Origin of the sequence: Citrobacter amalonaticus, assembly GCF_018252635.1 — a bacterium.
In the GTDB taxonomy this organism is placed as follows: domain Bacteria; phylum Pseudomonadota; class Gammaproteobacteria; order Enterobacterales; family Enterobacteriaceae; genus Citrobacter_A; species Citrobacter_A amalonaticus_E.
Genome location: NZ_JAGTXM010000004.1, coordinates 531,543 through 556,108 on the forward strand (window position 1 = coordinate 531,543; position 24,566 = coordinate 556,108).

The window sequence follows — 24,566 nt, forward strand, 5'->3', positions numbered from 1 at the left end:
CACAACGATGAACATACGACTTGTGAAGGCGACAAGCCGGGGTATAGCGGCAATACTTTTCGCATCCGGCCTGACCATTACGCCAGCTCTGGCGATTGAGGATAACCTGCACTTTAGCGGTACGCTGACCAGTGCACCCTGCGGGCTGGACCCACTGACCACCGATTTGAGCGTCGATTTTGACATGATCATGGAACCCGATTTATATGCTTATGCCCGTACCAAGGGCGTACCGTTCACCATCACTCTGACGGACTGTGATTTATCGATAGCCAATAAAGCCTCGATCACGTTTAAAGGAACAGAAAGTACAGAATTGCCTGGCTTATTAGCCGTTACCGGGGAGGCTGCGGGTATCGCCATTGGTGTAGAAACCGAAGACGGCATCGCCATACCCTTTAATAAACCGACCCCGGAACATGTACTGAACAGCGGTGATAATACATTTACTCTGATGGCTTATATCCAGGGAGAACCTTCACACTTACGACAAGAGACCATTACTCCTGGTAATTTTACGGCGGTGTCTACCTTTATGCTGACCTATCCTTAATAAAGAGATAAAGCATGAATATTAATAATAGATTTCATCCAACTGTTAAGGCGATAATCAGTATTTTTGTCTTTGTCATCATCATGTTATTGAATCAGAACAGTGCCACAGCGACGGTAATGGGATTCGCGATTGATAACGGCTGCGGTTTACCGCGCTACGTTCCGCCTGTGGGCTCGTATTCACATGCTCTGCAACAGGGGCGATGCCCCGTAAATCTGGAGTCAACATATTATGTCCCTATATCGGGTTATTATACCGTTGGGGTTAAGTTATCTGGGAATGGCGGTGGTTTTTATTATGCAAATAAAGTTACCTATATTGATGCTTCAAAATCGTTGAATAGCCAGGATGTAGATCCGGGAACACAGGGCGGTAATGGTGCTCCTGCTAATTTGTCTTTCGATGCTTGTGATATATTGAAAGGTACCGATGGCAAGGTTTATTACCTGAATACTTATGGTTCCTGTACCGGACAAAAACTCCCGCCGACCCCAGTCGTAAACACTTCGTGTACCATCAACAGCGGTAACGCTCTGAATGTCTCGTTGGGCTCGCTGGATCGCGCCACATTACCCACCACGCCAAGTTCAGGCACTGCGCAGCACATAAAGATCCCGGTGAGCTGTACGGGGGGGGACGTCACGGTTTCAATGAATATCACTTATGCAGCTATCACCATTGGCAGCACGCAGGCAGTATTAACCTCGGCAAATGGGGTTGGTACGGCGATTATTTATAACAACGCCGCCGTATCCCCAACCAGCAAAGCCACAATTAACTTAAAAAGTGGATCAAATACGGTCGATCTGGGTTTTCAGGCAATTCGCGACTCAGCGGTGGCGGTGAAAGATATTCCCACCGGCGCGTTTACCGCCGGCGCGGTAATGGTAATGACCCAACAATAATTCCTGATATAATCCCTGCTCATCTTATTACGGGACGGAAATTATTTTCCGTTCCGACTTTTATGAATATATTCATGTTAAATATAAACTGTAATTATAATTCACCGGTTCGCGGTATCTTATTTATCGCTGGCATCTGGTTATGCTGTGGTTTGCTCTGGATATTGCCGAATCATGGCGGATCCGGACTGGCATTACCGCAAAACCTGCTGGCCTGGTGCGCGATGGCGCTATTGGTGTTGTGGTGTACGCTGACAGAGCGCCGCGTAAAGTTTGTTTTTCCCTCTGGCACCCGACCGATCGTAACGGGCGCCATTCTGTGGTCACTGCCGCTGCTATGGTCACCGTCTTCAGCCTGGCAGTGGAATGCCGCAACGAAAGTGATGGCGCTGTGGGGGCTGCTCATTGTCTGGCTGGAGCTGCTTAAAACCCCCATCAGCTCAGCAGCCAGACGTTACTGGCTGCTGATTCTGGTCATGTCGGCTTTTTTGCAGGTTATTTATTCTGTCTGTCAATTAGCGGACAGGGCAGCATTACCCGGTGGGCGTCCATACGGCATCTTTCAGCAGGTGAACGTGCTGGCGTCATTTGTGGCCACCGGCATGGTCTGTGCCTTGTGGCTAAACGCAACGGCACGCCAGAAGTGGGTAACGCGTTTCTGTTCCCTGTCTCTGATTATGCTACCTGCCATGCTGGTCCTGTTGCAAAGCCGGGCGGGTTATCTGGGCGCCATTAGCGGGTGCCTGATCGTATTGCTTGTGGGATATAAAAAGCATCGTAGCCGCAGACGTTCTTCACTGTTACTGATATTAGCGGGTGTTAGTCTGGGGCTTATGGTGCTGCATGTGGGTCCACTGTTATTTCCTGGTTTTGCGCCTGGACTGGTGGATAAAGGTGATTCCGATAGTCAACGCTGGTATATATTGCAATTGACCTGGCAGCTAATCCAGAACCATCCTGTCATCGGCAATGGATACGGCAGTTTTGAAGCATTACTTGCCCAATTGGCGCAACAGACGTCTCGAGGACTAGAAAGCAAGACTATTCTCTATCCACACAATGAATTTTTCTACACCTGGATGGAAGGGGGACTCGTTGCCGTCGCGGGTGTGATTCTGATGATCGGCGGTATTCTGAAACGGCTGTGGAGTCGGGGAGGGCGTCGATGGGCTGGCCTCGCCATCTTATTGCCTCTGGCGCTCCATATGAACCTGGAATATCCGCTCTATCAATCAGTTACACATGGCCTGTTGCTGATCCTGCTGTTATTCATTTGCGGACCGACAGCGAGGCCCGTTAAAAACACCGTCCCGCGTGGTATGCTGATAAAACGCGCAGTACGCTGTATTGCTGCGATATCTGTTGTGATCTTTATGGTAACCGGCGTGGTTTCCGAAGTGCAAATGACCACCATCGAGCAGCAAGGGCTTTATCCGCTGGCGACGGACGAGAGCGCAACCGTCGCGGCAGTGATCAATCCCTGGAGCCAGTACGACCGGCTGGATTTTGACCGCCACGTAGCACTACTGCTACGGTTTAATTTGATAAGAGATCCTGACTTATTAACGCGCTTCCAGGCGTGGGCCGAGCAGTACCGCCAGGTTCACAATAGCCCGGATGTTTATCACAGCCTGATGATGATCTACAGGGCGCAAAAAAGCGACAAGGCGAAAGAGATTTGTATCCAGGCCAGTACGCTGTGGCCAGATGATACCCGCTTTAATTGTAAGTAATCTTCATATCATTTACGTCATGAGCCGGCACCTGTGCCGGCTTTTTTACATCCCGTGAAGGATGACAGGTTACGACATACCTGTTATGTTATCTATTCATTTACCTATTCATATAGTGATTCATCCCGATGCCAAACCATTCTGACATAATCCGCCAGTTGCTGAGTCAGGGACCGATGACAGCAAGACAACTCGCTGATAAAAAAGGAATTAGTCAGCCTACCGTTTCTCGTGCGCTAAAAGCGCTGGGGGAAGACGTCGTGCGGATTGGCGCCGGGCCGTCTATTCAATACGCCTTGCGGGACACGCATCGCGGATTCCCTTACGCCCCCGTTTATCGCATCAGCGAGGAAGGCCAGGTCAAATCGCTGGGTAAACTGATTCCCGTGCATCCGAATGGATTTGTTATGGAGCAGGGCGACAATGTGTGCCTCCACAGTGACGGACTACCATGGTGGCTCTTTGACATGCGGCTGCAGGGGTATCTCGGCAGAGCGTACGCGTCCACGTTTTCAGCCGGACTGGGCTTATCATCAAATCCAGAAAACTGGACTGATGCAGAGGTTATCAGAGCGCTACTGGCTCATGGCCTCGACGCCGTAGGAAATCTGTTAATTGGCGAACAGGCAAGACATCAGTTTCTGGAGATGGCATTACCTGACCCCGTAAATCGCGCGACTGCTTTTCCTTTATTAGCCCAGGCGGTAAGTTCCGGAGAGGCGCCTGGTTCATCGGCCGGCGGTGAGCAGCCAAAGTTTTGTGCCTATACCGGGCGTGGTCATGTCCTGGTGAAATTCACGGCGCGGGATGACAACCCCGTCAGCGAACGCTGGCGTGATCTGTTGCTGGCAGAACATCTGGCGTTAAAAGTACTGGGCGTAGAAACCGAAGTGTTCGATATTGCCGGACAGCGCTTCCTTGAGATCCCCCGATTTGATCGCGCAGGAAAACTGGGTCGTAAAGGCCTTTTTTCTTTACGCGCGCTGGAGGCAGAATTTGTTGGGCGGGCGAGGGAAGCATGGCCTGTTCTGGTGAATGAACTCATTAAGCAGGGACATGTTCATCCTGATGCCGCCGCTGGCGCGGCGCGGTTGTGGGCGTTTGGAACGCTAATCGGCAATACGGATATGCATCATGGTAATCTGTCATTCATCAGCAGCCACGGGCGTCCATACCAGCTTGCGCCGGCTTATGACATGTTGCCCATGGGCTTTGCACCAAAATCCGGTGGTGAAAGCGTCAATACGCTTCGACCCGCGATGCTATCCGAAACGGTCAGCACAGAGATCTGGCATGAAGCACTCGAACTGGCAGAAACCTTTTTTTCGCTGGTCAGCGATTGCGATCGTTTCTCTGAGCGCTTCACGCCATGTGTTGTGGCATTACGAGACCATCTTAATGAAGCAAGAACACGTATATCACGTCTGGGGTAACTGGTCAGAAAGGTCCACCGTTGAGCGTGGCCCTGAGTGATTCGCCATAAACGGCCAGGACAAAATCAACACAGGACAGGACAGGGCAAGGGAAGGCCATAGCCGTGATACAGAAATGCGCTACAGGTTTGCTTTAATCGCATTTAACATAATATACATTATGCGCACCAACATGAAATTAACCAGAATCTGGCATTTCCCCGGTCGTCATTGACCTGGTGATTCAGCGCTTCCTTCAGTTCATTCTCCAGTGCTGATACTATGTCTGTGTTCATCTGTTCATAACGAATGGCCACAGCGATTTCTTTTCCAGGCATTGAGCGCTTTGACTCGCGTTCCTGCTGCACTCAATTCCATCAACAGTACAACTACGCTCCATTCTTTCGTCCTCCACTTTTAGTTCGCAAAGCAAAGACGTCAGCGATAATATCAGGGATATCACCTTCTGGTTTTATAATATAGGCCGCCAGGCCACTATCGAACACTCAAGGATAATAATATAAAGGAAAATATATGAACTCAGAGAGTACATCCAACGAAGTGTTGTTTCTGCTTATTCCGGAATATGCAGACTGGGAATTTGCGTTACTGGCGCCAGGATTACGCCGGGGATTCGGGATCTGGGCCCCGCAGTACGCGGTCAAGATTGTGGCACCTGATGAAGGGCCAGTGATGTCCATCGGAGGGATTCGCTGTCTTCCAGATTACACGTTTGATTCCCTCCCAGCAGATTATGCCGCGTTGATCCTGGTCGGCGGTATGAACTGGTGGGGTGAAGAGGCAAAACGTGTCGTCCCTATCGTGCAACAAGCGCTGACAAGGGATAAAGTGGTCGGTGCAATTTGCGATGCTTCTGCCTTTATGGGGGCCAACGGCTTCCTGAATGACGTCGATCACACCTCCAATGGGCTGGCCTATCTCAAGGAACGAGCAGGTTCAGCCTACACCGGTGCGGCGAGATACCAGGTTGTACCTTCGGTTCGTGACGGTAATCTGATTACCGCCAGCGGATGCGGTTTTCTCAGCTTTACCTGCAACGTACTGACCGCGCTGAACGTCACCGATGAAAAGAATATCGAGGGGATCAGAGAGGCATTCACCTCTGGTATTTTCCCGGAAATATGATGTTTTTCCCGTTGCGGTCGGTCTCATGTCGGGCAATACGCATCACGGCGGATCTCATACTGGATGAGCGTATCCAGTGAGATCGCCGCCACGTTAATGTCAGATGCTGATGGCTGTTACTTCGTTTCGTAGGTCTCTGTCGATTTCATTTTTTCGATGGCAATAATATTGTCAGACATCGCTTCGTTGAGAACTTCGACGGCCGTACTGGCATCGCGGTTCTTAATCGACATATAGACTTTGATGTGGGCTTCCACGCTCTCAAGGGTGATCCCCAGCGCACGGTTCAGCTCTTCAAGGTAGTAGTAATAGATATCTTTAATTGAGTACATCACGTTATAAAACACGCTGTTGTGTGATGCTCTGACAATTGCCAAATGAAACGCGTAGTCCGCTTCCGAGTATTTTTTGTAGTCGCCCTTGTTGATCAGCATATTGTTCAGCGCGTCACCGAGTTCACGGATGTCCTCATCGGTGGCGTGTGCGACGGCGAGTTCCACGCATTTAAACTCTACGGTCTGACGGAAAACCATCATATCGTGAAACTCTTCACGACTGAGGTGCATGATTGGACGGGGATCGTTACTCAACATCTGCGGAGTGAAGTTTTCACTTACGTAGCTACCGCTGCCCTGACGTGTCACCACTATCCCCAGGTCGCGAAAGCGCTGAACCGCACTGCGAACGCTGACCCGGCTGACGTTAAATGAGGCGGTCATCTCCGCTTCTGAAGGCAGACGGCTACCTGGGGCCCAGCTGCCGTCCAGCAGTTTGCCGCTTATCTGATCATAAATTTCATTTACAACATTTTGTTTTTGAATGGACTTTATGCTCAAAGTGGGTTTCCGCTACGATGTCGCTTAGGTTGTTCATTGTATAACAAATCACTTTTAAGAACAAAGCGCCCGGACGGGCGCTCCAGTGCGTTAATCAAAACGAATGAGTACTTTAGCAGAGATATTTTTGTCTGTGGCGGTAATCAGCGCATCCTCAATTTGATGAGGGGGAAATTCAGCGCTGATGAGAGGACGAGGATCAACACGCCCGTCTTCCAGCCAGCGAACCGCGATCACGAATTCGTCGATAAAACGGAATGAGCCAACCCAGTTGATCTCTTTGACCAGCATGGAGGAAACCGGCCAACTGATAGGGCTTGCCCCCATCCCTACCTGGACAATCGTTCCCGCAGGACGAGTGAAATCCACGGTTGATGCCACGGCGAGCGGTGCGCCAGAGGCCTCAAACACGACGTCAAAATAGCCTTTTCGTTGCTGATAATGCGCCACCTGCCCTTCATCTCGTGGATCCATCGTTGCTGTTGCCCCCATCTGACGAGCCAGTTCCAGACAACGCGGACTGAGATCGGAGGCCACCAGTTCTGATGCCCCGGCACAGCGTGCTGCGGCAAGAATCAGACAACCAATGGGACCTGCGCCGATCACCAATACGCGTTTACCGGTTAACTGCCCTGCCATTTTTACCGCGTGAATAGCGACCGCCAATGGTTCTGAAAAAGCCATTACATTCGCAGGAACGCGACTGTCGTACGGAACACATTGCTCCGGTTTCACCACCACGTATTCAGAAAACCCGCCATTCACATGAGGATTGAACTGCGCACTGCCCATAAATCGCATGGATCCACACAGATTCTGGTGCCCGGAAAGGCACATCTCGCACTGATTGCAAGGGCTGGACGGATTCACCGCAACCGCTTGACCGACAGTCAGATCGCTACCTGCCGGGACGTTGCTGACTACTCCGACAAACTCATGACCAATCACCATGGGATGTTTGAGAATCGACATCCCTGCCCGACCGTGCTGGTAGTAGTGAATATCAGAGCCACAAATACCGCCACACGCTACCTTCACAACAACATCATTTTCTCCACGTTCTATTTCACGTGATTCAAAACGTACGTCTTTTTCCGCATGGGCCAGGCAAGCATTACAGGTAATTTTTTCCATTTTCATCATGACCTTCTTATTTGTTGGCAGTTGCCGGATTAATTGCATTCTTGTCCACTGTATCGGCATTCTTTTTTTCGGGAACGATCACTTCAATTTTTCCGACCAGGAAGATGTAGGCCAGTAAGCCCAACCCAGCAATGCCCGCGATATACCACATGGCATACTGGAAGTTTTGTGTGCGCTGGAGAATAACCCCAATGACAATGGGACTCACGATCCCCGAAAGGTTGCCACAAATATTTAAAAATCCGCCCATTGTGCCGAGGAAATTGCGAGGGATTACATCACTCCAGACAACCCAACCCAGATTAGAGAAGGCATTAGCAAAGAACGCGATCGACAGAATCACAATTGCAATGACCGGTTGGTCTTCAAAGAAATTGACCAGGCCAATAATCATAGTGACGCACAGTCCCGCCATCACCGGTAATTTTCGGGCCAGTGTTCTGGATTTACCCTTCTTCAGCAACATATCACTCAAGGTCCCGCCACAGAGCACACCAAACATAGCCATAATATAGGGCAGCATGGCACCCACACCGGCTTTAGAAATTGAGAGGTGTAGCCCTTTCTCGAGGTAGACAATAAACCAGGTCAGGAAAAAATAAAGTGTGGACGAACAGGCGAATTGCGTGATGAATAATCCCCAGATGGTCTTCTTACTGAGAAAGAATTTAATATCATGCCAGCTTATTTTTTCGCTAACACTGGACTGGTTGGCTGAACCATAGCCGCCACCCGCTTTGATGTAGTCCAGTTCGGCCTGGTTGACGGAGGTGCTGTGCTGCGGATCGCGATAATACAATAACCAATAGATACCAAACAGAATACCTGCACCGCCAGACAGATAGAAGGACATCTCCCAACCGTAATTGGCCACAATAAAAGAGAGCGCAGGCGTAAGCAAGGCCAACCCGATGTATTGTGCACTGGAGTAAATAGCAGTAGCTCGTGCGCGTTCATGATCCGGGAACCAGGTGGCGATTATTTTTGTATTGGACGGGAAGGATGGCGCCTCGGCAACACCGATTAATGCACGACAGGCTAACAACATCGCAAATGAAGCTGTCGCCGTTGCAAATAAATGGTGTGAAGCAAATCCCATCATAAAGGTGAAAATACTCCACAGAATAATCGCGCCGCCATAAAGAATACGTGAGCCAATGCGATCAAGAACATAGCCGACAGGGATTTGACTGGCAGCGTAGGCCCAGGTAAACATAGAGAAAAGCAGACCTAACTGCGTTGGTGTCAGACTGAAGTCATTCTGGATATTCGTTCCTGCAACAGCAAGATTGGCGCGATCCATATAATTAATTGCAGTCACAATGAACAGCAATGTGAGAATAAAGAGTCGTGATCTTGAAGCCTTCATAATAATACCTGTGTTATATCGGCATGCTTAATAATAAACACATGCCGTGAATTTTAAAGGCGAGTCAGTAGAATACGGTCGGCTTACAGTACGGCGAGCCAGCCACCATCAACGTAAATAATTTGTCCGTTGATATAATCAGATGCTTTAGAGGATAAAAAGACTGCGGTACCAATTAATTCTTCCGGATGACCCCAGCGTTGCGAAGGGTTGCTGCTTTTCACCCAACTGTCGAACTGCTTGTCTTCGATAAGCGCCGTATTCATGTCGGTCAGAATGTAACCCGGACCAATGGCGTTGGTCTGGATATTAAACTGCGCCCATTCCGCCGCCATCGAGCAGGTGAGCATCTTAATCCCTCCTTTTGCCGCAGTGTACGGGGCAACGGTCGGGCGGGCAGCCTGACTAGTGAGTGAGCCGATATTAATAATTTTGCCCCCTCTGTTGCGCGCAATCATACGTTTCGCCGCCGCTCGTGAAACCAGAAAAGCGCTGGTCAGATTGGTATCGATCACTTTCTGCCAGTTTTCCAGTTCCAGTTCTACCATTGGTTTACGGTACTGGATACCGGCGTTATTGATAAGGATATCGACATCGATTCCCTGCGCATCCAGTTTGCTAAAGGCGGCCTCTATTGCCTGCTCATCAGTAACGTCAAAAGCTATTCCGTGCGCGTCGTACCCCTTACTTACTAGCGAATCCACTGACTCTGCCAGCAATGCATCGCGAATATCATTCAGAATAACCCGCGCTCCCGCAGCGGCAAGTCCCTCTGCATAGGCAAAACCCAGTCCGCGCGCAGAGCCTGTCACTAGTGCCGTTTTCCCCGTTAAATCAAATAAAGCGGTCATGTTGTTTCCTCACTCAATTAACTTGTATGACGACTGTCTTATTTAAGGTTGAGTTTTCACTCAGATAAAATCAACAACTCCCCCGCACATTTGCAACAACGATCACAAACAGCTGAATACTGCAGCTAATGAAAAAACATTAATATATTGATTTTATTCTATATAAATGTTTTAAAAATCGTGTAGTTTGATCATTATCACAAAATGACACTCCCATTGTTCCTCATGGGAAGATGCGTGATATAACAACGCCATGTTGTAGGACAACTTACAAATAAGAGTCATGTCGTTCTTAATGTTACGACATGCTGTAAATACGCTGAGTTGAGGAGTGAAAGTGAGTAATCTGAAGATCACCAATGTAAAAACGATTCTGACGGCGCCGGGCGGTATTGACCTGGCGGTTGTTAAGATTGAGACCAACGAACCCGGGCTGTATGGACTGGGATGCGCGACGTTTACCCAACGTATCTTTGCGGTAAAAAGCGCGATTGATGAGTACATGACCCCCTTCCTGATGGGGAAAGATCCGACGCGTATTGAGGATATCTGGCAGTCGGGTGCGGTAAGTGGTTACTGGCGTAATGGACCTGTCATGAACAATGCGTTATCCGGTGTGGATATGGCACTGTGGGATATCAAGGGTAAGCTAGCTGGCATGCCGGTTTACGATCTGTTGGGCGGTAAATGCCGCGACGGGATCCCTCTGTACTGCCACACCGACGGCGGCGATGAAGTCGAAGTGGAAGATAATATCCGCGCCAGAATGGAAGAAGGTTATCAATATGTTCGCTGTCAGATGGGCATGTATGGCGGCGCGGGAACTGATGACCTCAAACTGATCGCCACACAGCTGGCGCGAGCGAAAAATATTCAGCCGAAGCGCTCTCCGCGCAATAAAACGGCCGGTATCTACTTTGACCCGGACGCCTACGCAAAAAGTGTTCCGCGTTTGTTCGAGCATCTGCGTAACAAACTCGGTTTTGGCATCGAATTTATCCATGATGTACATGAGCGCGTAACGCCTGTCACCGCCATTAATCTGGCAAAAACGCTCGAACAGTATCAGTTATTTTATCTTGAAGATCCGGTCGCGCCGGAAAATATTGATTGGTTGAAAATGCTGCGCCAGCAGTCATCCACACCGATTTCCATGGGGGAGTTATTTGTGAATGTGAATGAGTGGAAGCCGCTCATCGATAAGAAACTGATCGACTATATTCGCTGCCACGTGAGCACCATCGGGGGCATTACGCCAGCGAAGAAACTCGCCGTCTATAGCGAACTGAACGGTGTGCGCACCGCCTGGCACGGGCCAGGAGACATCTCTCCTGTGGGGGTATGCGCTAATATGCATCTTGATTTGAGCTCACCAAACTTTGGCATTCAGGAATACACGCCAATGAATGACGCGTTGCGCGATGTCTTCCCGGGCTGTCCTGAGATCGACCAGGGTTATGCGTACCTGAACGATAAACCGGGCCTGGGTATTGACCTTGATGAAGTCAAAGCAGCGAAATATCCGTGTGAGGGGGGGATCCCATCCTGGACAATGGCACGTACACCGGACGGTACAGCCTCAAGACCATAAATAATAATGACCCGGTATAGACTGCCGGGTCGTTTTCTTTGGTTCCCGTGAAAAGTTTCTATATGAAATTTGCGTTTGCCCCCCTCATCGATCAATCCACTTACCCTGCTCTCCCCCATAAAAGCTTGATGGATTTCCTCAACTACGGTTCCACTCACCAGGCCTCTGGTTCTCTTAACATATGGACGATATTACACGGATTCATGATCCAGCCGCCGTTGAAACCGTCGGGCAACTGTTCTACTGCATCACAACGTACCACGCCGCACTGTTCGACGTATTTTTCTGCGGCATTGAAATGAGGTGTGAATAATTCCAGCCAGAGTTCAGCCTGACTGAGTCCCGGCGCTTCATCAATCCAGAGCCTGTTTGGCCCGAGTTCAAATCCGATCGCGGGCGGTTTATCAGCAATTTCGGGCAACCCGATAATATTCCGGTAAAAATCAATCGTCTGTTGATATTGATGTGATGGAACCTTCATCGCGATGTCGATGCCACCTTTGATATCTGGTTTATTCATAAGGGATTTCCTTACCGCTCGCGAGCAATACTAAACTAGTATAGTTCATACCTTGTGCTCGCTTAGCCAACCAATAACGGGAGAATTGATGATGTCCGACTGGAATCCGGCGTTATATATGCGGTACGGTGCAGAACGCTCAAGACCCGCCGCTGAGCTGCTGGCCAGAATTCAACTTGAGCATGTCTCTTCTGTGGTTGATTTGGGCTGCGGACCTGGTAACAGTACGACGCTGTTGCAACAGCGCTGGCCTGGCGCGAGTATCACCGGCGTTGATACCTCCCCGGCGATGCTGGATGAGGCGCGAAAGGCCTTACCAAATTGTCATTTCGTTGAAGCGGATATTCGTCAGTTTCAGCCTATCACTCCGCCCGATGTCATTTACGCAAATGCCTCTTTGCAGTGGATCCCCGATCATTATGATCTGTTTCCCCGGCTCGTCGCCCTGCTAAACGTTGACGGCATTCTGGCTGTGCAAATGCCAGATAACTGGCTGGAGCCTTCGCACGTTTTGATGCGTGAGGTGGCCTATGAACAGGATTATCCGAATCGTGGTCGCGACCCCCTACCCGGCGTTCACGCCTATTACGACATTCTGAGCGAGGCGGGATGCGACGTTGACATCTGGCGCACGACCTATTATCACAAGATGCGTTCCCATCAGGCGATTATTGACTGGGTCAGCGCGACAGGTTTACGGCCCTGGCTGCAGGACCTGAATGAACACGAGCGGCAACGGTTCCTGAATCGCTATCATCAACTGCTACAAGAGCAATACCCGCTTCAGGAAGATAACCAGATACTACTGGCCTTTCCCCGCCTGTTTCTGGTTGCGCGCCGCCAGTCCTGATCTCACTCTCTCAGCGGACAGGCTGCTTTCCAGGCGGCCAGCTTCGCTTTATTATTCCCTGTCGGCCGTGATAATAGCCATTGTGAAAGCTGACGATCGTCCATTGCGGTACTCTTCTTTACCTGACGAGTTGCAGGTGCCACTTTGGAAGACGGCGCCGTTAAGATTGCTGCCGTCGCTGGAGAGTGTATTTTGACTAATAGCTGACAATGTCCGCCCCGCACTGCCGTCTTGCGAACGCTGAATTCGATGTCGCGTTTATCGTGGCGGTGACAGAGATAATGCAGTATCCCGCTGGCCCGGCGCAGGTCAATATGAAATGCCTGGCTTACGTCATTGCGCGAAAACTCCTTATTGCGCAAAAATCCCCACCAGGCAACGGCTCTGAACAGCGGCATTTCCCCTAAATGCTGGATTTCTTCGGGCATGTGAAAACGGTGCTCCACGCGTCTTTTCGTGGTGGAGGACGATAGATTAATAAACATCGCGTTCCCTTGATAACGTTTGGCCTGACTATCAGGTGGATTAAAAGTGTCCAATACATTTATCACGCAAATAGAGTGGATTTATTTGATCTCAACGCGACTGCGATAAATCACTTTAATTACCTTGTAACGGAGGTTTCCTGCGTTATTCGTCAGGTAATAGAGTGATGCAGTCTATTAATTCACACTTTTCGTTAATAGCTCAGGGAGCTGTTGGTGTTAAAGACATCCCCGCGCATTCTGCAGAATGCGCGGGTTTATGCGTTAAAAGAGCAGCTTCAGACCAAGCACTGCCTGGGTATCGCTAAATCCCTCACTGCCAATCTGCTGACCAATATTTCCCCACAGATGCAAGCGCGAATTTATTTTTGCCTCAACGCCCGTTCTGAGCTCTGCAATATTTTTCGCTCCATCAACCGAGCCACTGATCTCATTCATTGAGATCGCATCATTACGCGTATTATGCAGCCAGTTCAATTCAACAAAAGGCTGAAAGTGTCGATCTTTACCTTTGTCGCGAACAGAATAGCCCTGCATAAAGGCTTTTACTCCAAGACGACTTTGTAGATTACCCTTCCCTTTATCCCGCACCCATGTGCCGTTATCTTCACGGTGATCGTCGGCAGATACGCCCATCCAGATTAGCTGTGCTTGCGGTTGCAACCAGTAACTCCGTCGCGGTTGTTCAGCCAGTTTAACGGTATGCCCCATCTCAAGAGACGCGGTTATTCCTTTCGAGCGATAGCGTTCTTCCGCCAGAGATTCTCCGCGCACCGTGTTATCAAACCAGTTGTAGAGCACCCATGCGTCGAGCCAGGTCCCTTCCTTCGCGGGGTTATCAGCATACCAGGTTGCATACAAGCCTGCGCTGTAACCCGAAACCGTGCCGTCGGCACGATAATGGGATAAAGATGAGCGGGTATTGCTCTGACTGTTGGCATAACCAGTCATGACACCAAGATGCCAGCGATCCTCCAGACCGGAACTCCACTGAGCCAGATCGCCGCCAATTTGTACCACATAACGATTACTCTGGCTGCTTAACTGCCCGGAACGGTCATGAAAACGAGTATGCCCGCCAACATTACGTAACCACAGACTGGTGACACGCGTTTCCCCAGTGAACGGATCGATATACTGCGTTTCACCTAACCGATCGTGCAAACGGGTAACAAACAGGGTGTTAGCCGCCCTGCGGTTTGCCAGGTAGGCCCCCATTTCCGGGCGCATCACCGCAGCGGATGAGCGCTCGACGCCAGGGGATGGCGCAGGCAAGGGCTTCTGATCACCTTCTTCCGGTTCGATAATCGGGTCAGGATCATCTGTCGGATCCGTATCGTCAATTGGCGCCCAGGTATTGACCAGATACCAGTGGTTGGAATCCATGATCCCGTCGTCATTTTCACTTTTAACGCCGCGCAAAAGCGCGTAGTCATACCCGCCGGCAACCAGACGGTTTTGGGCAACAAATTCCCCCGCTGAATCCCCTGCAACCTGGACTACTCGCGTACCGTTCAAATCACCAATCGCGGCACTGCCTAATTCCCGCAACACGACCCGGGTTGTTCCTGCCGTGTTTCCTGAAACATTAAGCTGGTTAACCACGGGCTTTTGCTGTACTTGATTCTGTGTGGTGTTCAGGATCAGTAAACCATTGTCACTGGCATAATCGCCGCTGACCGTCAAGACGCTGCTGGACAGCGCCAGAGCATCACGGTTGGCCAACGGATTGCCAAAGCTCAGCCTCCCGCTAAGCTGAAGTGACTGAATAGTCTGACTGTAACCGTTTAGATCGAGTGTGGCACCTTCCCCGACGGCGAAATCAGAATTCGGGCTAAAACCTGTAACGCTTCCGGCGCTGAGTGTTCCGCGACTGATGTGAGTATTTCCGGTATAACGATTATCGCCGTTCAGTTGCGTTGTGCCCGGCCCACTGTGGTTTACATTACCATAGCCTACAACTGATGCATTCACAGAATAATCATCGCTGGTGTGGTTAAAGTTCAGGGTTGCTGTACTGATATTTTGATTTATGTTACTCAGAATAATGAGCGGCGTGTCGATATATCCCGCTTTTTGCGCGGTTTCGCCGGGTTTGCCACCGATATTAATTGTAGCGGTACTTCCTGTCCCAATACCGAGCCTGATTCTATCCCCTGCCTTAACTTTGCCGCCATTACTGATATTGAGTTCGCCTTTGGCATCATTTGGATTGACATCAACCCCTCCCAAAATAAGTGATGTACCAACCTCTAAAAGAGAATTTCCTCCATCGACATTGACGACGCCGTTTCCTTTGCGAATTGTGTTTAACGTCTTTCCGACATAGCCAATGTTCATATGGTTACGCACAGAGAGTTGTCCACCATTTAAAATATCCAGTCGGCCCTGTGCTTGATCGCCCACAACAGCCCAACCGGAGTTGATCGACGAGTTATCACCTTCAATCGTAGTCAGTCCTTTTGCATCAGCATAATACTCACCAATACGCAGTTCGCCAATATTAGAGATCTGACTTCCCTCTTTAACAGTTAATGTCCCATCGCCGTCATTTTTACCCACAAACAAATTCTTGCCGCTTAGATCCCATTGCGCACCTGTAGTTAACGTCACAATACCGGCGGTAGCATCACCAATGGTGCCTGTTAATGATTTAATGGTACGCCCGATTATTGTAAGTTCGCCTTTTGTTCCTTTGCCGACTGTCAGGGAGCCAAACTCACGCCAACCCGGTTCGTCATTCTCTTCGGCAGATAAAATCACCTGGTCATTATTGTTAATAAGAACACTACTGTTTGGGGCTGTGGGCGTCCAGATCCCCATAACGTTATTTGCCGTTTTAAGCTTTTTCTCAACACAATAGGTTGCCGATTCACTTTCGCAGCGTATCTCTTCTGCTAACAGACTTGTCGGGGCAATAAGACCGGTGGAGGCAAGTAACAGTCCCTGAATAACCGGCAATGGTGACAGAGACTTTATTGATAATAGTGATGGCGTCGGCTTCTTTATATCGACGCGTGGGGTTGTGTTCATTCCTGAGTGAATAGCGTTCATAGATAATCCTCCTGATCATCGTTTAACATCCTGATATGCGCTGATGGCATGCGGATGTTTTAAGAACGCCTTAAGTCCCTTATCAAGAGATATTTATGATCGTACAGAAATTATGTGGCCATTATCTGAAATTCAATCATCAGTAATAAGATAATCCTAAAAAGTGGCATTAGTGCATTGACACGCACAGTCTGTCGTTCATTTACTGGAAGATTCCTTACTTTCACGTCAGTTGGTAGTGCTTATCCGGCATCAGTTTTGGCGGAATAGCCGATTCATCATTCATTTGCAGGAGGTCGATTTCGATTGCGTTGCAGATGGCATCAAGAGGTAAATCATTATTTTCTGTGCCAAACGGATCCTCCAGCTCTTCTGCCAGGGCGTCCAGAGAAATGAAGGTGTAGGAGATGAGTACCGAAATAAAAGGCGTCATATAATGCAAATCGACCACCAGGGCAAAAGGCAGCATGATGCAAAAAAGGTAAACGGTGCGATGGAGAATTAGCGTATAGGCAAACGGCACCGGCGTATTGGCAATTCTTTCGCAGCCGGCAAGAACGGCGGACATGTCATTCAATCGATTGTTTAAACTATGAAACAGGATATCCGAAAGTTGCCCGTCGCGGCGACGTGTTGCCAGCCATTCTCCCATTATCAGCAAAATGCGGTTTGCCGGAGAGTGAGAGGCAAACACGCGCTGCAGATCTTCCGCGCTAAGATACTTCGCTAACGACTCTGCCTGCGGTTTGCGCCGCAGCGTCATACGCAGACAGTGTGCGAAGGCGATTTGCAGCCGGACAAACTGCCCTAACTCGCGATCGTCCGGTAAAACCGTTTTGACTTCCCGCAACAACGAACGAGACGCGATCATCAGTTGTCCCCAGAGTTGACGCGCCTCGACATAACGTGAATAACAGGCATTATTGCGAAAGCCCAGAAAGATAGCGATCGCCACGCCGAGAATGCTGAACGGTGCGAGGGTAAATTTGATGCCCAGCATCGTATACCACGGAAGCAGGACAATCACGGCAATAGACAGCAGGAAGTTGAGCAATAAGCGGGAAGAAATTTTTGCCAGTACAGAGCCGTGCCAGACGAAGATCAGGCGCAGCCAATGCTGCTGAGGACGAACAATCATGACGATTTTCTGGAAAGAGACGAATCCCGCTATTAAACGTGATCTGGATCAAACATTCAAGTCCATTGCGCGTGACGTTGTCACCTGTCAGGCGTTGACTGACCTTTTTATGCACAGGTGTTACTGCGGGTATATTTTATTAATCATGTTGTATGTTGTAACTATAATGATGGTATAAAAAACCCGGCTTTAGCCGGGTCACTGTGTTAGCACAGCGGCTTCACCGCTTCACGCATGCCTTTTGACAGAATGGCATCGAGATCGGCAGTCACCTGCTCAACCAACCCCGTGACTTTCGTCAGGTCCTGTTCCCAGTGCGCTTCTACCGCCAGAACATCATTCACAAGCTGCTGAGTCGTGATCTGACGATCGCCATGTTGGCTCCAGAGCTGTTGGAAACGGGTGATCCAGTGCGCGTCATCCTGAACCGGGTAAGCCTCTCCGTTACGCTCACCGCGATAGAAAGCAATCAAAGCGGCTAACGCGAAAGTCAGACGAGCCGGCAGTTTTCCGCTCGCCTTCTGCCCTGCCAGCAACTGCGGAAGAATACGGGTACGGAATTTAGTCATCCCGTTAAGCGCAATCGACAGTAGTTGGTGCTTGATGTACGGGTTGCGAAAGCGTCCGGTTACCGCACTGGCAAATGATTCCAGTTCATCACGCGGCAGATCGAGAACCGGGATGATCTCCTCATAAATCGCTTTTTCGACGAAGGCACAAATCTCTGTGTCATTCATCGCCTCACCGACGGTATCCAGTCCGGCCTGAAATGCCACCGGTACCAGCGCGGTGTGCGCGCCGTTAAGGATGGCGACTTTACGCTCTTTATACGGCTTAATATCATCCACAATCAGAACGTTAAGCGGATATTTGTCGAGACGCAGTTCTGTGGCCAGTGATTTCGGCCCCTGAATGACAAACAGGTAGAAATGTTCGGCGGTATCGAGGAAAGCGTCGTGATAGCCCAGGTCGGCTTCCAGTTGCGCCGCTTCATCGCGCGGGTAGCCCGTGACGATTCGGTCCACCAGCGTGGAGCAGAAGACGTTGGCCTGATCCAGCCAGGTGACAAAAGCCGCAGGCAGTGCCCACTCTTGAGCATAGCGCAGCACAAGTTCACGCAGCGCATCACCATTATAATCAATCAGTTCGCAAGGGATGATGATCCAGCCTTTATCCTGCGCGCCGTTGAAATGACTGTAGCGTTCAAACAACAGACGCGTCAGTTTCGCCGGATAACTGACCGCTGGCGCATCATCAAATTTATCACCGGCATGATAGCTGATGCCCGCTTCCGTGGTGTTAGAGAATACAAAACGCATCTCAGGATTGTGCGCCAGTTTCAGGAACGCATCGTAATCACCGTAAACGCTAATTTCACGATTTACCGAACGAATCAAACGAGCATCGCTGACGGCTTCGCCCTGTTCATTCAAACCACGAATGATTGTCGTGTAAAGGCCATCCTGCGTACTGAGTGACGGTGGGAATGTACTTTCGATAGGTCGAACAATGACCACACCAGAATTCAGATCGGTATGTTCATTCAGTAGATCAACTTGCCAGTCAACAAAGGCGCGAAGGAAGTTACCTTCACCAAACTGAATGATGCGTTCAGGATAGTGAGCACCGGGAAAATCGCGACGGTTAAGTGTTTTCACAATGGGTTCCCTTTCGATTAGTCATACAACCTGATTAAATTGGTAGAACAGGTTAGCAAAACTTTTCGAGAGTAAAACCCTGTTTTGATCAATTCATGACAACTATTTATAGAGATTTATAGAAAAGCGTGGTCCCTGTCAGCTTTCCATCGGGCATCAGCGCATAATCGGGGATCTCACCGGCTTTGAGCCAACCGCAAGAGTGGTAGAACAACTCAGCATCGCTTCCCGTTGCGGTATCCAGCACCAGCTGCGTTTTTTGCTGCTGTACTGCGCATGTTTCCAGCGCCATCATCAGCTGACGGGCTAATCCCTGGCGACGCGCGCTGGAATGAACGAGCAGTTTTGCCACGTCAGCGCGATGAGGTTGGTTTTCCGGTTGCTGAAGAATGAGTTGCACCGTGCCGACAATCACGCCTGAAGGGTTATCGACTGCAAGAACAACGCGCTCCCCTCTGCCTGCGCTTTGCGCGACATCATGCCAGAACACACGTGCTTTTGACTGTGTAAACGGTAAAAGAAAACTGACCGATGCGCCACGTGCAACGCAGTCGATCAGGACATCACAAAGCTCATCGATTCTTGCTTCGATGGCGGCTGCATCCAGTACATAACAGGGTTTTGATGGGGGCATGTTGTCTCCTTAAAGTGAGACAACACCATGCAATCAACATTGTGATAACACAACAGCGGGTGACATAGGATATTGTTATGCCAGATCGCTTTCAGCGAAGATGGCCTTGTCTGTTCGCCGGTCGCTGGTACGATTACGGCCTTCTTTCTTCGAACGGTAAAGACACTCGTCCGCTTCAACTAACAATTTGTTGAACACCTCTGTCAGCAAATGGGCGCCAATACTGCCATTACCAAGGCCAATGCTCACTGTCAGATAGATGTTCTGCTGGTTCCAGGTGAAGGGCTCATGAGCGACAGCGTGGCGAATATTTTCCGCCAGCTGCATACCCTCTTCGGGATGCTTTGAGGGAACCACAACGGCAAACTCTTCCCCTCCCATACGCGCCACCAGTCCCCGGTCGCCGATAATCTGCTGAATACGCTGCGCAAATACGCTAAGCACCCGATCGCCACATTCATGACCGAAATTGTCATTAATGCTCTTGAAATAGTCGATATCCAGCAGCATAACGGTAATATGCTGCGAGTGCGGATACGCCTGACGCTTCAGCGCTTCATAGAGTCCGGAACGTGAATAGACATGGGTGAGAAAATCGAAATCGGCGCGCAGTGAAACCTGCTTCATCAAGGAATTAATCGCCGCCACGCTGACCGAAACCATAATGGGGCAAATCGCCATCGTGGCAATTCCCAGTCGCGCAGAGAACATCTGCGGCGTCGATAGCGGTGACGCCACCGCGATATTGATAATCGAATTTGCCACCAGCACAATTTCAACGGCGCCGGTAATAAAGGTCAGCAGACAGGTAACCTGCGGGGTATAGCGCACCGCGCACCAGATTAGCGCCGGCAGCGGAAAGGCCAGGCTTCCGGCTCCCCCAATAATGACCGAGGCCAGTACCGAGATAATTAACGCCGCCACTGGCATTAGCTGTTCAGCCCTGAAGCGTTTTACCGCACCCGGTATACCCAGCGTCAACATACAGGGCACAATCAGCACCCCGGTCGAGAATTGTTCACTAAACCAGTCAGCCACCAGTGGCCAGAATGACAGTCGATCGATGCCAACAGAACCCATCGCGCCAATTATTGCGCAGAACAGCGCCGCAATCAGACAGTAATTAAATAACCGTAACGCACTGATGGGCTCGTATTTATTTTTCCCCAGTCGTTTATCGCGGATCACCAACTGAGCGACAATTACGATAAAAACCATGTTGGAAAGATTAATGACTAACGACGCCGAGCCCCACTCGGTGGTGATCGCATCATAGCCCAGCATTGCAACGTAGCTGACGGCATAATAATGCAGTTTATTTAGCCAGACATAGCGCGCAAAAACCCCGGCAATCACGCCGTTGAGCGGCCAGAACAGAGAAAGTTCATGCACCAGACGCAGTTCCGCACCAATAAAGTAAAACAGTGTCGTTAACGCGAAAATAGCGCTGGCATTACGCAGTGGATGACCTTCCTGAAACAACCGGAAAGGAGGGATACGGAGTGCGTGCATTAAATATCTATCCATATAATTGCCGTCGGCAATTATCTCTGCTTATGGGTTATAATATTAAAGAGAATAGCATGATTTATTCTCAAAGATAGCAGTGCTCCCGCCGCGTTAACATTTTTATTTGTTAAATCCAACAGCAATAAACCCTGCTTATTTTAAGGGATTAACGTAACCGTTTAATTATTACAGTTTATTCATTTGGATCACCAACCAGTGATGGATAACAGCGACCACATACTGTTGTTGCTCATCGCTTAACGGCTGACCCTGAGCGATATTATGCCATTTGGCAAGACAGCCGCGGCAGCAGGTCGCCGTGGCATGTTGAGCGATAAAGACAGGATGACCGCGCATCGGCGTTTGTTTGCCGTCATTGACCGGTAGGGCTGGAGCAAGTCGCTTTGCCACAAAATCCGCAGCATGCCTGTCAATCACCTCTGCCCCTTTGTCCCAGCAATACTGTCTCTCTTTCGTACCCAGACGAAAACGGGAGCGAAACGGCGAACGAGACAGTCGGGCAAAAAGCGGATCAAACCTGTTCATCAGTAAACTGAGCGTCCTAATCGTTGGGTAAGCTGTTCCAGGGCGGCGATACCCGCCAGCGAATTACCGGTCGGATCCAGTTCCGGGCTCCACACGGCAATCGCCATCTCATGCGGCACTATCGCCACAATTCCCCCACCCACGCCTGATTTTGCGGGCAGGCCGACGCGCCACGCAAATTCCCCGGCGTTCTGATACATACCGCTGGTCGCCATCAATGCATTAATCTGTCGCGCCTGCAGCGGCGTTACCACGGGTTCATCAAGATGAAACGCTTTCCCCTGGTTCGCCAGAAAGACAAACGTCTTCGCCAGTTCCACACAGCTCATTTTCAGCGCACAGTAATGAAAATAGTTTTGCAGAACCGTCGTAACATCATGATGAAAATTGCCGAATGATTTCATCAGCCAGGCAATAGCGGCATTGCGGGCGGAATGCTCGAACTCCGAACGGGCTACCACGGCATCATAAGCAATATCTGGCACGCCGCTCAGTGCGCGAACCACTTCCAGCATACGCTGACGCGGTGCACTGAGTCGCCCCTGTAACATATCGCAGACGACCAGCGCCCCGGCATTAATAAACGGATTACGTGGAATACCGTACTCCATTTCTAACTGCACCAGCGAATTAAACGGCGAACCGGACGGATCTTTCCCCACCCGTTGCCAGATCTCATCCTCTGAATAGTGGCGCATCGCCACCACCAGACTAAGCACCTTTGAAATCGACTGAATGGAGAAGCGTTCAGTCGCATCCCCGGCCTGCCAGAGCTGACCGTCTACCGTGCAAATCGCAATACCCAGACGGGAACCCTCAACCGAGGCCAGTGCAGGAATATAATCCGCCACCTTGCCCTGACCAATCAGCGGGCGAACCTCCGCCAGAATGGTCTCTAAAATTGAATTGTCCAGGGTGATTGCCACACCACGCTCCTTGCCTGCCGGTCTGAAAAGGGCTGCGAGTATAGCAGAGCGGAATACTCACGTCAGGCCGGAAGTCGGAATCTCGCCACGGCGTGAATCAACTGGTGAGATTCATTATGCAACTGCTGCGAGGAGGCCGATGCCGTGTCTACCAGTTCGCGGGTATCGCGGGCAACCAGGTTCAGCACCTGTAGCTGACGCGTCATCTGATGGATCCGGGTTCCCTGATGCAACGTCGCGGCTGAAATATCATTCAGCGAGGCTCCCAGATTTTCCACCAGCGCGATAACCTGCTGTAAATTCTCTTCCAGCCGTGTCACCGCGCTCGACCCTTCTTCAATCCCCTGTAAGGAGTGATAGATCAGCGCCTGAATATCCTGCGTGGACTGACTGCTCTTACGTGCCAACAGTCCCACCTCTCGGGCCACCACCGCAAAGCCGCGTCCCTGCTCGCCAGCATGGGCAGCTTCAATAGCCGCGTTCAGCGCCAGAATGTTAGTCTGGAAGGCGACGTTATCAATCAGCGCAATAATCCCGCGCATCTCCGCCGAGCGCGTCACAATCGCCTGCATTGAACGATTCACGGTATCCATCATTCGGTCACCGCCAGCCGCAATGGCGCGGGCTTCCGCCGCCCGCTGATTCGCCAGTTGGGCAAACCCGCTGTTATCTTCAACGTGCGTTTCCAGCACAGAAATGTGCGAGGTGACGTTATTTAACTCTTCGTTCTGTTTCGCCGACTGCTGATACAGGCGCGTATTGTTCTGCGCGAGCCTTTCGATATTGTCGGCCATCGCCGTCGTTGCCTCACTGACCTGCTGGACCAGCTCACGTAACCCCTGCTGCATCGCGCCAATACGCACGTGAAGTTGTGACACTTCCCGACTGGAGCCGGGTACGACGGGAAGCGGTTGTGAGAGATCGCCCGCCGCCAGAATATCGATATGCGCAATCAGCCGACGTAGCGGAGAAATTACCCAGCGCGACATTCCCCACCAGACCGCAACTGCAATGACCAGCAGCATCACCGGAAGTAGCAGGAACAGATGCTGGAGATCGAGTAGATGATCCAGCAGTTGCTGTCGTCCGCTTTCTCGCGCCTGTGCATTAACCTTTTGCACTCTGGCATAGTTATCATTGAAGTCGGACTGAAACGCCTGAATGGGCACGGCAAAGAACGCATCGATCGACTGCGTCTGGCTTAGCCCTGTCACCTGTTCCTGGATACCACCACTGAAGCGCAGATAACTGTCGACCAGCCCTTCGTCCGCCTGCGGGTTCATCTCGCGCCATGCCTGCCACGCCACACCAGACTGGGTTAACGCCTGCCGGGCTTCGTCGATCAACGGCTGCCAACTGCCTTCAGAACCCGTAGCGGCGTCCTGCATAAAGTAGACTCCCGCCCGGTTGAGCAGATCGCTCGCCGTCAGAAGCGCAATCCGCGCCTCTTCGACTGTTGTCTGCTGACGCAACGCCTGCTGGTTACGCTGTTCATTTTCCCGGGCCTGGCTAACCGAAATCGACAGCATCAGTGACGACGTCATTTGCAGCACGGAAAACAGCGCGATAATGCAAAAGATCCCGGTCAACAGGCCAAACTGCTGAGGCAGAAAACGGCGCGCAAGGTGACGTAAAGTTTGAGTTAAGTTCATAATATTCTTCAGTATCAACACGTTAAACGCGAGTCTACGAAGCGTAAATGAC

General features: G+C 50.5%; 21 protein-coding genes. 7 read left to right on the plus strand and 14 right to left on the minus strand.

The window, feature by feature from the left end; translation table 11 throughout:
• Positions 1–7 precede the first annotated feature (7 nt).
• From KE671_RS15295 to KE671_RS15315, 5 genes are all read left to right on the plus strand, one after another.
• On the plus strand, positions 8–553 hold the full coding sequence (locus tag KE671_RS15295) for a fimbrial protein (RefSeq protein WP_206163638.1): 546 nt from the start codon (positions 8–10) through the stop codon (positions 551–553).
• Positions 554–567: 14 nt separating this feature from the next.
• On the plus strand, positions 568–1,461 hold the full coding sequence (locus tag KE671_RS15300; RefSeq protein ID WP_206163639.1) for a fimbrial protein: 894 nt from the start codon (positions 568–570) through the stop codon (positions 1,459–1,461).
• Positions 1,462–1,535: 74 nt separating this feature from the next.
• A complete protein-coding gene (locus tag KE671_RS15305) occupies positions 1,536–3,194 on the plus strand; it encodes a PglL family O-oligosaccharyltransferase (protein WP_206163640.1) in 1,659 nt (552 codons plus the stop codon).
• 128 nt (positions 3,195–3,322) lie between these two features.
• Complete coding sequence (yjjJ, locus tag KE671_RS15310) at positions 3,323–4,627, plus strand: type II toxin-antitoxin system HipA family toxin YjjJ (RefSeq protein WP_206163641.1); 1,305 nt, start codon at positions 3,323–3,325, stop codon at positions 4,625–4,627.
• A 513-nt stretch (positions 4,628–5,140) separates the two neighbouring features.
• Positions 5,141–5,752, plus strand: coding sequence for a DJ-1/PfpI family protein (locus KE671_RS15315; protein ID WP_206163642.1), 612 nt, complete (start codon positions 5,141–5,143; stop codon positions 5,750–5,752).
• A 116-nt stretch (positions 5,753–5,868) separates the two neighbouring features.
• Here the strand turns inward: KE671_RS15315 and KE671_RS15320 are convergent, their stop codons facing one another.
• The 4 genes from KE671_RS15320 to KE671_RS15335 all read right to left on the minus strand — a co-directional run bounded on the left by KE671_RS15320 (position 5,869) and on the right by KE671_RS15335 (position 9,951).
• Positions 5,869–6,588: a FadR/GntR family transcriptional regulator gene (locus tag KE671_RS15320; protein WP_206163643.1), complete on the minus strand. Its 720-nt coding sequence runs from the start codon at positions 6,586–6,588 to the stop codon at positions 5,869–5,871.
• A gap of 90 nt (positions 6,589–6,678) precedes the next feature.
• Positions 6,679–7,770, minus strand: a complete 1,092-nt coding sequence (gene idnD / locus KE671_RS15325; RefSeq protein WP_206163644.1) for an L-idonate 5-dehydrogenase — start codon at positions 7,768–7,770, stop codon at positions 6,679–6,681.
• A complete protein-coding gene (locus KE671_RS15330) occupies positions 7,739–9,100 on the minus strand; it encodes an MFS transporter (protein ID WP_125368091.1) in 1,362 nt (453 codons plus the stop codon). The genes idnD and KE671_RS15330 overlap by 32 nt, the downstream gene beginning before the upstream one ends.
• An 83-nt stretch (positions 9,101–9,183) precedes the next feature.
• Entirely contained in the window at positions 9,184–9,951 is a 768-nt protein-coding gene (locus KE671_RS15335) for an SDR family oxidoreductase (RefSeq protein ID WP_206163645.1), read from the minus strand.
• A gap of 337 nt (positions 9,952–10,288) precedes the next feature.
• On the opposite strand from KE671_RS15335, the gene KE671_RS15340 reads away from it, so the two are divergent.
• A complete protein-coding gene (locus KE671_RS15340; RefSeq protein ID WP_206163646.1) occupies positions 10,289–11,542 on the plus strand; it encodes an enolase C-terminal domain-like protein in 1,254 nt (417 codons plus the stop codon).
• A gap of 154 nt (positions 11,543–11,696) precedes the next feature.
• On the opposite strand, the gene KE671_RS15345 is transcribed toward KE671_RS15340, so the two are convergent.
• Positions 11,697–12,062: a hypothetical protein gene (locus KE671_RS15345; RefSeq protein WP_206163647.1), complete on the minus strand. Its 366-nt coding sequence runs from the start codon at positions 12,060–12,062 to the stop codon at positions 11,697–11,699.
• A gap of 91 nt (positions 12,063–12,153) precedes the next feature.
• Here KE671_RS15345 and tam point away from each other — a divergent pair, with 91 nt between their 5' ends.
• Positions 12,154–12,912 carry a trans-aconitate 2-methyltransferase gene (gene tam / locus KE671_RS15350; protein ID WP_206163716.1) on the plus strand — a complete coding sequence of 253 codons (759 nt, stop codon included), beginning with the start codon at positions 12,154–12,156 and terminating at the stop codon, positions 12,910–12,912.
• A gap of 2 nt (positions 12,913–12,914) precedes the next feature.
• Here the strand turns inward: tam and KE671_RS15355 are convergent, their stop codons facing one another.
• The 9 genes from KE671_RS15355 to KE671_RS15395 form a co-directional block, all read right to left on the minus strand.
• Positions 12,915–13,397 carry a CaiF/GrlA family transcriptional regulator gene (locus KE671_RS15355; RefSeq protein ID WP_206163648.1) on the minus strand — a complete coding sequence of 161 codons (483 nt, stop codon included), beginning with the start codon at positions 13,395–13,397 and terminating at the stop codon, positions 12,915–12,917.
• Positions 13,398–13,661: 264 nt separating this feature from the next.
• Positions 13,662–16,451: an autotransporter outer membrane beta-barrel domain-containing protein gene (locus KE671_RS15360; protein ID WP_206163649.1), complete on the minus strand. Its 2,790-nt coding sequence runs from the start codon at positions 16,449–16,451 to the stop codon at positions 13,662–13,664.
• 223 nt (positions 16,452–16,674) lie between these two features.
• Positions 16,675–17,589, minus strand: a complete 915-nt coding sequence (locus tag KE671_RS15365; RefSeq protein ID WP_206163650.1) for a bestrophin family protein — start codon at positions 17,587–17,589, stop codon at positions 16,675–16,677.
• 206 nt (positions 17,590–17,795) lie between these two features.
• A complete protein-coding gene (locus KE671_RS15370) occupies positions 17,796–19,247 on the minus strand; it encodes a tagaturonate reductase (protein ID WP_206163651.1) in 1,452 nt (483 codons plus the stop codon).
• 106 nt (positions 19,248–19,353) lie between these two features.
• Positions 19,354–19,881, minus strand: coding sequence for a GNAT family N-acetyltransferase (locus tag KE671_RS15375; RefSeq protein ID WP_206163652.1), 528 nt, complete (start codon positions 19,879–19,881; stop codon positions 19,354–19,356).
• Between the two features lie 75 nt (positions 19,882–19,956).
• Positions 19,957–21,393, minus strand: coding sequence for a sensor domain-containing diguanylate cyclase (locus KE671_RS15380; protein WP_206163653.1), 1,437 nt, complete (start codon positions 21,391–21,393; stop codon positions 19,957–19,959).
• Between the two features lie 183 nt (positions 21,394–21,576).
• The gene (locus KE671_RS15385) at positions 21,577–21,936 is read right to left on the minus strand and encodes a DUF4186 domain-containing protein (protein ID WP_206163654.1); all 360 of its coding nucleotides are present in this window, start codon (positions 21,934–21,936) and stop codon (positions 21,577–21,579) included.
• Complete coding sequence (glsB, locus tag KE671_RS15390; protein WP_206163655.1) at positions 21,936–22,862, minus strand: glutaminase B; 927 nt, start codon at positions 22,860–22,862, stop codon at positions 21,936–21,938. The genes KE671_RS15385 and glsB overlap by 1 nt, the downstream gene beginning before the upstream one ends.
• Positions 22,863–22,924: 62 nt before the next feature.
• A complete protein-coding gene (locus tag KE671_RS15395) occupies positions 22,925–24,514 on the minus strand; it encodes a methyl-accepting chemotaxis protein (protein ID WP_206163656.1) in 1,590 nt (529 codons plus the stop codon).
• Positions 24,515–24,566: the final 52 nt, after the last annotated feature.

Bases quoted from the DNA above. Each gene is read 5' to 3' on its own strand.
- KE671_RS15355 (WP_206163648.1), bottom strand. From the start codon at position 13,397: ATGTTTATTAATCTATCGTCCTCCACCACGAAAAGACGCGTGGAGCAC.
- tam (WP_206163716.1), top strand. From the start codon at position 12,154: ATGTCCGACTGGAATCCGGCGTTATATATGCGGTACGGTGCAGAACGC.
- KE671_RS15330 (WP_125368091.1), bottom strand. From the start codon at position 9,100: ATGAAGGCTTCAAGATCACGACTCTTTATTCTCACATTGCTGTTCATT.
- KE671_RS15385 (WP_206163654.1), bottom strand. From the start codon at position 21,936: ATGAACAGGTTTGATCCGCTTTTTGCCCGACTGTCTCGTTCGCCGTTT.
- KE671_RS15360 (WP_206163649.1), bottom strand. From the start codon at position 16,451: ATGAACGCTATTCACTCAGGAATGAACACAACCCCACGCGTCGATATA.
- KE671_RS15305 (WP_206163640.1), top strand. From the start codon at position 1,536: ATGTTAAATATAAACTGTAATTATAATTCACCGGTTCGCGGTATCTTA.
- KE671_RS15365 (WP_206163650.1), bottom strand. From the start codon at position 17,589: ATGATTGTTCGTCCTCAGCAGCATTGGCTGCGCCTGATCTTCGTCTGG.
- KE671_RS15375 (WP_206163652.1), bottom strand. From the start codon at position 19,881: ATGCCCCCATCAAAACCCTGTTATGTACTGGATGCAGCCGCCATCGAA.
- idnD (WP_206163644.1), bottom strand. From the start codon at position 7,770: ATGCAATTAATCCGGCAACTGCCAACAAATAAGAAGGTCATGATGAAA.
- KE671_RS15335 (WP_206163645.1), bottom strand. From the start codon at position 9,951: ATGACCGCTTTATTTGATTTAACGGGGAAAACGGCACTAGTGACAGGC.
- KE671_RS15345 (WP_206163647.1), bottom strand. From the start codon at position 12,062: ATGAATAAACCAGATATCAAAGGTGGCATCGACATCGCGATGAAGGTT.
- KE671_RS15300 (WP_206163639.1), top strand. From the start codon at position 568: ATGAATATTAATAATAGATTTCATCCAACTGTTAAGGCGATAATCAGT.
- KE671_RS15315 (WP_206163642.1), top strand. From the start codon at position 5,141: ATGAACTCAGAGAGTACATCCAACGAAGTGTTGTTTCTGCTTATTCCG.
- KE671_RS15380 (WP_206163653.1), bottom strand. From the start codon at position 21,393: ATGCACGCACTCCGTATCCCTCCTTTCCGGTTGTTTCAGGAAGGTCAT.
- KE671_RS15295 (WP_206163638.1), top strand. From the start codon at position 8: ATGAACATACGACTTGTGAAGGCGACAAGCCGGGGTATAGCGGCAATA.
- KE671_RS15395 (WP_206163656.1), bottom strand. From the start codon at position 24,514: ATGAACTTAACTCAAACTTTACGTCACCTTGCGCGCCGTTTTCTGCCT.
- yjjJ (WP_206163641.1), top strand. From the start codon at position 3,323: ATGCCAAACCATTCTGACATAATCCGCCAGTTGCTGAGTCAGGGACCG.